This window comes from Flagellimonas flava (assembly GCF_050617915.1).
GTDB classification, from domain to species: domain Bacteria; phylum Bacteroidota; class Bacteroidia; order Flavobacteriales; family Flavobacteriaceae; genus Flagellimonas; species Flagellimonas flava_A.
The window spans coordinates 1-269 of the sequence record NZ_JBODQE010000067.1; the positions used below are offsets into that span (position 1 = coordinate 1).

Consider the following 269-nt stretch of genomic DNA (forward strand, 5'->3'; position numbering starts at 1 on the left):
TAATGTTATATTGCTGAGCTGCAAATGCTGCTTCACCAAGCATAAGTGCGCGTAAATCTTCTTCAGTAATTTCCTTTTTACGATCAGCCAACTTTTTAAATGCTTCGAATGCCGCATCTCGCTCTTCATTTGTAAATTCATAACCAAGCTCTTTCATTTTTTCCGTAAACGCATGACGGCCAGAATGTTTCCCAAGTACAAAGAGATTTTGAGATTCTCCTATAAGCGCTGGTTCGATAATTTCATAAGTTGTTACTTCTTTTAAAACC

Annotated in this window: 1 protein-coding gene; it reads right to left on the reverse strand. The window is 37.2% G+C overall.

Annotation, left to right across the window (positions count from 1 at the left end; translation table 11 throughout):
- The coding region (locus ACRHOZ_RS21005; RefSeq protein WP_431130241.1) for a homocitrate synthase/isopropylmalate synthase family protein at positions 1–269 on the reverse strand (269 nt) is incomplete at both ends.